The 10,916-nt window shown below is 32.8% G+C and carries 7 protein-coding genes; all 7 read left to right on the top strand.

Going from position 1 to position 10,916, the window contains the following annotated elements; all coding sequences use genetic code 11:
* Positions 1-1,126, top strand: a 1,126-nt coding sequence (locus tag EHS11_RS04785) for a hypothetical protein (RefSeq protein WP_210413632.1), incomplete at its 5' end; no start/stop codon positions are given.
* A gap of 221 nt (positions 1,127-1,347) precedes the next feature.
* A complete protein-coding gene (locus EHS11_RS04790; RefSeq protein WP_135763279.1) occupies positions 1,348-2,277 on the top strand; it encodes a hypothetical protein in 930 nt (309 codons plus the stop codon).
* A 374-nt stretch (positions 2,278-2,651) separates the two neighbouring features.
* Positions 2,652-5,771 (top strand): type ISP restriction/modification enzyme, encoded by a 3,120-nt coding sequence (locus EHS11_RS04795; RefSeq protein WP_135763280.1) that lies wholly within the window; start codon positions 2,652-2,654, stop codon positions 5,769-5,771.
* A gap of 276 nt (positions 5,772-6,047) precedes the next feature.
* A complete protein-coding gene (locus EHS11_RS04800; RefSeq protein WP_135763281.1) occupies positions 6,048-8,417 on the top strand; it encodes an AAA family ATPase in 2,370 nt (789 codons plus the stop codon).
* Between the two features lie 194 nt (positions 8,418-8,611).
* Positions 8,612-9,724, top strand: coding sequence for a hypothetical protein (locus tag EHS11_RS04805; protein WP_135763282.1), 1,113 nt, complete (start codon positions 8,612-8,614; stop codon positions 9,722-9,724).
* A gap of 268 nt (positions 9,725-9,992) precedes the next feature.
* The gene (locus EHS11_RS04810) at positions 9,993-10,157 is read left to right on the top strand and encodes a type II toxin-antitoxin system HicA family toxin (protein ID WP_135763283.1); all 165 of its coding nucleotides are present in this window, start codon (positions 9,993-9,995) and stop codon (positions 10,155-10,157) included.
* The gene (locus tag EHS11_RS04815; protein ID WP_135763284.1) at positions 10,157-10,585 is read left to right on the top strand and encodes a type II toxin-antitoxin system HicB family antitoxin; all 429 of its coding nucleotides are present in this window, start codon (positions 10,157-10,159) and stop codon (positions 10,583-10,585) included. Before EHS11_RS04810 ends, EHS11_RS04815 begins: the two co-directional genes overlap by 1 nt.
* Positions 10,586-10,916 lie beyond the last annotated feature (331 nt).

The raw sequence follows: 10,916 nt of genomic DNA on the forward strand, positions 1-10,916 counted from the left end.
TAAGGCTAGTTCGTTATACGAAAGTCGAAAAATTAAAATCATGAAACTTATAAAGAAATATTGGAAAAAAACAATCCTAATACTATTATCAACTGCCGGTTATTTCATAATCAGCATTGAAACAGAAATATTCAAAGATCTATCTTTTCTGGTTCAATGCCTACTTTTTTTAACATTCTTTTCTATAAATTTGATAGGAACCGTCGGAATAGATGAATTTGAATATGGAAAGCTATTTCAAAAGCTAAAAACAGAAAAGGAAACACTGGGCACTCTATTAAGAATCTCTGAAAAAGAAATTTCTGATCTTCATCGAGTTATTACTAAATTCTTCAATTATAGCATAATATATAGAAAGGATATTATAGAAAAATTAGAACTAAAGGAGGAATTTTTATGCATCATGAAATCAAGTGAAGGGTTTGGGAAAGTCTGGAATAATTTAGAAGATAAAAAAATGCTTCCATTTACTAAAATTCTCGATGGTCTACCTGGATCAGTAAGACCTTTTGAAAAAGATGGATTATTTTTGATTCCAATAGAAAATTTAAAGGGATTTAATCATAAAGACATAAGGCTATTCATAAACAAAAAAATAATCCCAAAAGTAAAAACAGAAAGAATACAATTTCTTAAAACTCTTACAAAAGACCAAAAAAAATTAGTAGATAAATTCTCTTACAAATACATAGCATTTATACTTCGTAAAAATTCGTTAGATTATGATACTGAAAATAGAAAGTTTTCAGACAAGTTTGTTCAATTTATAGTCAGCAATCAAGGAGAAAGAACTCTCGCTCAAATAACGAACGAATTAGCAGAATTCGTTGAAGGAAAAGAAGTACTTAACTTAATAGATTGGGAAGCATTTATTGATGACCTTAATGACGATCAAAAGAAACTTTTGAGTAACTACGGCGATTCTATAAGATCAAAATTCAAGCAAGGAAAAATAAGAAATATAGTAGATATTTCAAATGGTGATATTCTTAAAATTTCTTCAATCATACAAAGTGTTTTAAAAAATGATACGACAGAAAGAAAAAGCAAAAATCTTGCAGATAAAATAGTAAAAGGGGCTAACGAAACGATAAGAATTTTAAGATCGGCGGGAGCAAAGTTGTAACTTTCGACCTTCGTATAACTGCGCCTTACCGCTACGCTGCGGGATTCGCTTTCGCTCACCCTTGCTCGGGCTGAAGCCACATTGTCCTCCGTCACGTTTCTTGCTTAAGCAAGAAATCGTGCCGACGCTAACGTCCCTTTGGGACTCAGCTGCGGACAACGTCGGTAAGGCTAGTTCGTTATACGCCATTTCCTTTAAACTTTTTACTTGGAATTAATTATATGATTAACAAACTTTATTTTCTAATAATTACTATATGCTTGATACAATCTCCGTTGTTCTCTCAGATAAAGTTAACTGACTCCGAATCAAAAAACATAGATTCTAAATTCCAATCAATTGAAAAGAGATTAGAACAAATAGAAAAATCAGATTTAAAAAGCTTAAACCAGAGACTCGAATTCTCAAAGGAAATTATAAGCGGACATGATACTATGTTTTCCGGTATCAATACTATTTTCGCTTTGGTGTCTGCAATTTTAGCAACGTTGGGTATAATTCTACCATTCCTTACTTACTTTTTAGGTATTAAACCAGCTCAGGACAGTATTAAGAATTTAAGAAAAGAAATGTCGGATTTCTTAAAAAATACACAAAAAGAACAAGTGGAAAAAGCTCTTCAGAACCTTAATAGTACTAATTTACAATTGAAAAACGATGCAAATTTATTCTTATCAATTAATCAACATTATGAATTCCAAGATAAAGACTATTTTGATATTTATTCTCTTTTAGAAAGTGATTTAGAAGATTCTTATAAAGGGACACTTAAGTTAATCTTTTCGAATAAAATATCCAACTATGCGACAAAATATTTCGATTCTCTAATAATTACGCATGAAGCAGATCCAAATATTTTCTACATTATAAGATACTATTCACTCTGTGGAATAGAAAATAAATTCTCCAAAATAGTCGAATATATAAAAAATTCACAATATATTTCAAATCGTGCTCTTAATCTATCTTCCATGATAATTAGTACATCCCATACTGATTTTCTTAAAATATTTGATAGCGATGAAATAATATCAGCTTTTACTAAAGAGGAAGGTATTCTCTTTTTAAAGCATATTCAAGGAACATTGGAACACTATAAACTAGTTGATTTATTTAAAAACACAAAGTTTTTTAAGTCATTTTCAAATTAAATATTTCAATTAACCAAGGAAACGGCGTATAACTACGCCTTATCGCTACACTTCGGGATTCACTTCGTTCACCCTCGCTCGGGCTACGCCACATTCCTCTTCTGTCACTCGCTTGCATACGCAATCTACGTGCCAGTCCCTAACGTCTCTTCGAGACTCAGGGTCGAGGAACGTCGATAAGGCTAGTTCGTTAGTTGCCATGTTGGACAAAGAATTCTAGTTCAAATTACTAATGCTTGAAATAGGATTAAGCGAATTCCTCGACATCCGTGTCTCGGAATGCCCAAAAAAAATTAAGAGAGCTAAAGAACAGCGGTACGCGTTTTTTTGCTTTGCTTTTTATACTTTTTTAACTAAATAATCTAGGATACCTAATGCCAATAAATACTTACTTAGACAATATCAATAAACTTTATAAATCAGGAAACGCCAGGGAACATTCCTATCGAGGCGACTTACAAGTCTTAATTGCTAAACTTGTGCCTGAGGTTCTTGTAACAAATGAACCAGCTCGAATTGAATGTGGTGCACCAGACTATATTATCACAAAGCGAGATATTCCTGTCGGCTATATAGAGGCCAAAGACATTGGAGTGGATTTAGATAGTAAATCTCTTAGTGAACAGTTTGATAGGTACAAAGCTTCTTTACAAAATTTAATTTTCACAGACTACCTTAACTTTCATCTTTACATTGATGGAGAGTTTAAAATAAAAATTGCAATCGCAGAAATAAAGAATGGAAAAATTATTTCACTTCCAAACAATTTTTCCGCATTCACAGACCTGATAAAAAACTTCTGTTTATTCGAAGGACAAACAATAAAATCCTCATCAACTTTAGCCGCCATGATGGCAAAGAAAGCGAGAATGTTAGAAAACATAATTGAAGCTGCATTACTTTCTGATATAAAAAAAGAACAATCTAGTTCTTTGAGAGACCAAATGGATGCGTTTCAGAAGGTACTGATTCATGACATCAAACCGAAAGAATTTTCAGACATTTATTCCCAGACAATTGCCTACGGAATGTTTGCCGCAAGATTTCATGATAAGACTTTAGAAACATTTTCTCGTCAAGAAGCGGCAGAATTAATTCCCAAGTCCAACCCATTTCTTAGAAGTTTATTTAGTTATATTGCAGGCCCGGATATAGATGACCGTATTAAGTGGATAGTCGAGTCGTTAGCAGAAGTATTTCGCTCTGCTGATGTTGCATCTCTCCTTAAGGCTTTTGGAAAGGCAACACAAACGCAAGACCCTATCATTCATTTTTATGAAACATTTCTTTCTGAATATGACCCCGCACTTCGTAAGGCTAGGGGAGTTTGGTATACTCCAAACCCTGTGGTCAATTTCATCGTTCGTGCGATAGACGATATATTGAAATCTGAATTTGGAATCAAAGAAGGAATTGCTGACAATTCGATGATTGACATTGATGTGAAACAGCCAGGAGAAAAAAAATCTACAAAGAAAAAAGTCCATCGCGTTCAATTTCTAGACCCTGCCACCGGAACTGGAACATTTATTGCTGAGCTCATCCGTCAAGTCTACCAAAAGTTTCAGGGACTAAAAGGCATTTGGAGTAATTATGTAGAGAACCATCTTATACCGCGTCTGCACGGATTTGAAATTTTAATGGCATCCTACGCAATGGCACATTTGAAAATCGACATGCTCTTGCAAGAAACAGGCTTTAAACCAACAAAAAGCCAACGGCTCAAAATCTATCTGACGAACTCTCTCGAAGAATATCACGAAGACGACGGTACACTTTTTGCGCTAGCAAGGTGGCTTAGTGAGGAAGCACGACAAGCAAATGATGTTAAGCGAGATACACCAGTCATGGTTGTAATGGGTAATCCGCCTTATGCGGTTAGTAGTATCAATAAAAGCGACTGGATTCAAAACTTGATTGCAGACTACAAAAAAGATTTAAACGAGAAGAAAATAAATTTAGATGATGATTATATTAAATTCATTCGATTCGGTCATCATTTCATCGACAAAACTGGCGAAGGTATTCTAGCTTATATTTCCAACAATAGTTTCATTGACGGAATAACACATCGGAAAATGCGAAAACATTTGCTTGAGAGCTTTGATAAAATTTACATTTTAGATTTACACGGGAATTCAAATAGAAAAGAAATTAGCCCTGACGGCAGTGTTGATGAAAACGTTTTTGATATAATGCAAGGTGTATCGATTAATCTATTTATCAAAACAGTGAAGAAAAAGAAAAATGAACTAGGGAAAGTTTTTCACTATGATCTGTTTGGGAAAAGAGAAGATAAATATGCGTTTTTAAGAAAAAATTCTATCTCGAATATGGCCTATAAGGAACTACAATATTCTGATCCCAATTATTTTTTTGTTACTAAAAATTTCAAAAGCGAAAAAAACTATTCTTCCTTTTTCGGTATTGATGAGCTATTTATCGACTTTAATAGTGGCTTACAAACTGGTAGAGATGAAATTGTTATTGACGATGACGATAATATTTTATTCCAAAGAATTAAGGAAATCGTAAATGCCAAGGATATCGATGGCATAAAGAATAAATATGGATTAGAAAATACCTCTGGATGGTCGTTGAAAAATTTTCAAAAAACAAAAATATCAGAATCACATATCAAATTAATACAGTATAAACCTTTCGACAATAAGTTTATCTATTACGAAACAAACGCCCTCAAAAGAGACAGAAAAAGTGAAGCTAAACATCTTCTTAGTGGTGAAAATATTTCTCTTGTATGCATGCGACAATACTCATACAATGTTCCTTCTTTTTGCTACGTCTTCTGTTCTCAAAATTTAGTGACTGACAGATTTTTCATAAGTAACAAGGGAACACCTTACTTCTTCCCTCTTTATCTCTATCCAGATTCAGCTAATCCAGAATTGGACACAGCCGCAATTAGAAAACCAAATATAAATTCTGATATTGTAAAAAAGATTGCGGTTAAATTAAAATTAAGTTATGCAAATGAACAAGATGCAAAAAAAAATTCATTCGCTCCGATTGATATTCTAGATTTTATCTACGCCGTCTTACATTCACCGAGATACAGGGAAACTTACAAGGAATTTCTGAAAATAGATTTTCCGCGAGTGCCTTATCCAGAAGATAAAAAAACTTTTTGGAAATTAGTAAAATTAGGTGGAGAGATGCGCCAGATTCATTTACTAGAATCAGGTGTGGTTAATTCATTCAAAACCTCGTATCCCATATCTGGAGATAATATCGTTTCAAAACTAAAATTTGAAAATGGGAATGTTTATATTAACGAAACGCAATACTTTTCTAAAGTTCCAGAAGGTGCATGGAACTTTTTTATCGGCGGCTATCAGCCAGCTCAAAAATGGTTGAAAAATAGAAAAGATAGAATGCTTGGTTACGAAGATATTTTACATTATCAAAAAATCATAGTAGCCTTGGTGGAAACAGATCGACTGATGAAAGAGATTGATAAAATTTATACTTTCTAGACACATTTCTCGACATCCGTGTCGAGAAATGTAATTTTCAAAAAAGCATTAGTAATGATTAATTCAAGAAAGTCCAAAACGGCAACTAACTACGCATTAACGCTCCGCTCGGGACTCACACTCGCTCGGGCTAAAGCCACATTCCTCTCCGTCACGCTTTCTTGCCTACGCAAAAAGCGCGCCGGCGCTAACGCCTCCTCCGGAGGCTCAGCTACGAGGAACGTCGTTAATGCTAGTCCGTTATACGTAATGCTTGTAAGATAATATTAAAATTGTATGATTAAAAAAATTAAACAAATAAAAGATACTGCTGTTTTCAAAAACTTTGATTGGAAATCAACATTAATTGATAAACAAAACAAAGAATACTCATTTAGAAGATTAAATCTAATATACGGACGAAATTATTCAGGAAAAACAACTCTTTCAAGAATATTCCGAAGTTTTGAGACTGGATTACTGCCAGAGAAAAACCAGAATGCTAAATTCAATTTAGAAACGCTAAGCGGTACTGATTTGTCAGAATCTAACATATATAACCACAATTTGAAAATTAGAGTATATAACAAAGAATATGTTAAGCATAACCTAAAGTTTATTTTTGATAATGACGGAGATATTTTACCATTTGCTATTGTAGGTAGCGACAATGTCGATATCGAAGAAAAGATTAAACATATAAAAATTGAACTAGGCAACATCGAAAAAAAAGCAGGACTTTTATATGATGAACATCAAAAAAGAGAGCTTTTTAATTCGAAAAACAAAGAACATGGGGAAAAACAAGAAAATCTAGTAACAAAATTAAGAAATAAAGCCAGATTGATTAAAGAAAATGCGAGTAGATATGAAAATGTTAATTACCGAATTAATAATATTGATTCAGACATAGATTTAATACAAAAAAATCCAACTCAATATTTATCTCTAGATCTTATAAAAAATCATGAAGCTGCCCTTTTAGATACGGAGAAAGCCGATTTATTAAAAATTCATATATCTTTAGATTTTATTGATTCAATTCTCGAAAAAAGTAAAATTTTAGTAGAAACTGTTGTAACACAAGCAAATCCAATCGCAAGATTTTCAGAAAATCCAGGTTTAGAAAATTGGGCAAAAACCGGAATTCAACTCCATAAAGATAAATTATCTGAATGCGGATTCTGCGGACAAAATTTACCATCCAATCTTTGGGATCAATATAAAAATCATTTTAACGAAGATTCAGAAATACAGATAAATGAAATAAATTCTCTAATAACGGAAATAAGTATTCATGAGTCCAATTTAGTAAAATTCAAACTTCCAATCAAAGATTCTTTTTATACATTGTTTATAGAGGATTTTCAAAAATTTTCACAATCCCTAGAATTAGAAATCAAAACAATACATAATCAACTATCATTAATTAGAGCATCTTTGGAAGAGAAGAAAATAAAAATATTTTCAAAACTAGAATTTCCAAATATTACCTTTAATAAAGACACGATTCCGGAGATCCAAACAAATATAAATGAATTAGTGAAGAAAAACAATGAAAGAACAAAAAGAATCACGGAAGAAAAGAAAATTGCACGTGAATTTCTTCGTTTAAATGAAGTTTCAAAATTTTTACTAGATATCGATTATCAGAAAGAAAAAGAAATAATTGAAAGCCTCAATAAAGAAAAGCAAGATGCTGAAATTAGCCATAAAACTATTAGTCTTTTGATTAATGAAAAAAATACTAATATAGAATTACTTGAAAAACAATTAAAAGATGAACAGAAAGGAGCAGATAAGGTAAACGAATATTTGAATAACTTTTTTGGCAATAACAGTCTAAAGCTCGTTCATGTAGAAGGTGAGAACATTTCATGTTTTAACGTAATGCGGGGTTCCGAAAAGGCATTTAATTTAAGTGAAGGGGAATGTAGTCTAATTTCGTTCTGTTATTTTATGGCAAAACTTACAGAAACTCCAGAAACTATAAATGATTTAATTATTTGGATAGATGACCCAATATCCAGTCTTGATAATAACCATATATTTTTCGTATTCAGCTTGATTGAAAGCAGAATTGCACTAAATAAAAAATATGGACAACTATTTATTTCCACTCATAATTTAGATTTTTTGAAATATTTAAAGAAAATGACTTTGCCAACATATTCATTCTCGGCAAAAAATGGAACAACTCAAACCGAAAGTGATGTTAGCTACTTTTTAATCGAAAGAAATGAGAATGAAAGTAAGTTAAAAATAATGCCAAAATATCTTCGCAAATATACAACTGAGTTCAATTATCTTTTTGATCAAATATATAAGTGTGCAAACCAAAACCCAGATGAATTGGATTATAATATTTTCTATGGATTTGGTAATAATTTAAGAAAATTTCTTGAGGCTTATCTTTTTTATAAGTATCCGAATAATACAAATATTCTCGTTAAACTTAAAAAATTCTTTCATGGTGACGACACAACTGCAGCATTAATTAATAGAGTAGATAATGAGCTCTCACATCTAGAAGAAATATTCGATCGTAGCATGCGTCCGATTGAAATCCCAGAAATACCCAAAATTGCTACTTATGTGCTTAATAAATTAAAGGAAAAAGATCCAGAACAATATGATGCTCTAGTAAAAAGCATTGATGGAAAATAACAAGCACTACGCATAACTTCGGCTTATCGCTACGCTTCGGGATTCACTATGTTCACCCTCGCTCGGGCTACGCCACATTGGTCTCCGGCACGTTTCTTGCTTAGCAAGAAGCGTGCCGACGGTAACGCCTGCATTGCAGGCTCACCTACGACCAACGTCGATAAGCCTAGGTCGTTATACGCAACGCTAAAAAGATGAATTTAGATTTAATATTAAAAACTATAGACTTAATAGAAAGTGAAATTCAATATATTCCACTTACAAATGGCATTGATTTACTTTCTTCTCATAAGAAGTATTATCTATCGAGAGTCTCTTCTTCTCTTATCCCCTCCGCTTTTTCCTATTTAAAATTAGCATTTAGTAGAAATATTTCATTCAAGCAAATCAAAGAAAGGCAGGAAAAATCACACTTTTTTAGTTCAACCGTTAAAGAATCAGAATATATCCAAATATTAGTTCTTCTTAGAATATCTATGGAGCTTTATTCTGAACTCGCATTAATAGAAAATAGTAGTGATTTTGAAACAGCATGCAAAAACAAAATATGGTTTGAATTTATCAAAGAGAGAAATAATATTCGAAAAAACATCCATTCATATTATGAATTTCAAAGCCCCTCATTTGAAAAATATTATAACGATGGAAAAACAAAATATGATAAATTAGCCCAATATTCTTATAACAAAAGTACTGCTGGACGATTCAAAGATCTTTTTAATGATTCCAATCTTATAACAAGGCGTTTACTAGGATTAGACTACTATAATCTCTACTCATTCCTAAGCAAGAAAATCCATTTTGACCAAAGAAATAGTCTAGAAGTAAGTGCTCCTCCAGAATTATATTTTTCTTGGTATTATAATTTTTTTGTCAGATCCTCAAAGATTATCTTATCAATAAATAGCACTGAGACAGAGAAATTTGACTTTCTTGAACAGGAAATTAATAAGTTAAATCTTGATCTAATTGATGGCAATATTGCTATAATTATAGGATCAGCAGTTAAAACAGAATTTGGTTTAGGACATGTTACTGAAATAGAAGAAAGCAAACCAGGTCTTTACCGAATAAAACTTGCGTATGACTATTCAAGATTCGTCGATCCAGGATATATTGATATTATCCCAGCACCTATTGTAAGTTTATTTACACAGGAATCTCTAGACTCTATACAATCTAAATATACAGAAAGCCGCCAATTTTTAAACTTCAACAAATTATTCTTAGCGGTACCAAAATCTAGTTTTGAGAGTTTAATAGAAGAATTACTCTATCTTCCTACAAAAAATTGCTTTGGTAAATAACGCGCTGCGTATAACTTCGCCTTACCGCTACGCTGCGGGATTCGCTTCGCTCACCCTCGCTCGGGCTACGCCACATTCCTCTTCTGTCACTCGCTTGCATACGCAAGAAATCGTGCCGACGCTAACGTCCCTTTGGGACTCAGCTGCGGACAACGTCGGTAAGGCTAGTTCGTTATACGAAAGGCGCAAAAATCAAGAAAATCTAAAATACATCTTGACATACCAACTATAGTTGGTAAAATTATGCGTGCCACTAAGTGGAAAAGAAATGCTATCTCTTTATATAAAAGACGGATGGTCTGTTCTGAGACAAAAAGGAAGTCACGTTTTCATTGCAAAGGATGATTTAAGAGAGACCATTCCTATGCATAAAGAATTAAAAAAAGGCTTAGAAAAAGCACTGCTGAAAAGGATTAACAAGGAGAAGAAATAATGGAATATCACTTCAAAATTCACTCCGAAAAAAATAATGGATTCTGGGCACAGTGCATTGAAATTCCTGAAGCAAAAACTCAAGCGGACTCACTTCATGAATTACATTCTAATATGGAAGAAGTTATCAATCTTGTTTTAGATGATCCAGAAAACAAAGATGTGTTACCTCCATTTCCTAAAAAACTAAAAGTTACAAAAGATATTATAAAAGTTAAGGTTGATCCTAAAATTTCCTTTGCTCTAATTTTAAAGCGAGAACGATTAAAAAGAAATTTAACTCAAAGACAAGTTGCTGATAAATTAGGTCTCAAAAATTTATATAGCTACCAAAGATTGGAATCTGCAAAAACTGCTAATCCGCAATTAACAACTATTTCAAAAGTAAAAGCTATTTTTCCTAATGTTAGATTAGAAGAAGTTGTTTAGATTCTTTGGCCTAACAAAATTTAATTCTTACTATTAACATGAAATTTAGCTTTCTATCTTCTTAAATATGAAAGCCATGTCTTTTTTAATAATTTTAAATCAACTTATTGCCTAATCATATCGATCAAGTTGATTTAACGACAATTAAGAGCGCCCTTCGTATAACTACGCCTTACCGCTACGCTGCGGGATTCGCTTCCGCTCACCCTTGCTCGGCCTTCGGCACATTGTCCTCCGTCACGTTTCTTGCAAAAGCAAGAAAACGCGCCGACGCTAACGTCTCTACGAGACTCAGCTACGGACAACGTCGGTAAGGCTAGTTCGTTATACG

It is taken from the genome of Leptospira ilyithenensis, assembly GCF_004771005.1.
Lineage (GTDB): Bacteria > Spirochaetota > Leptospiria > Leptospirales > Leptospiraceae > Leptospira_A > Leptospira_A ilyithenensis.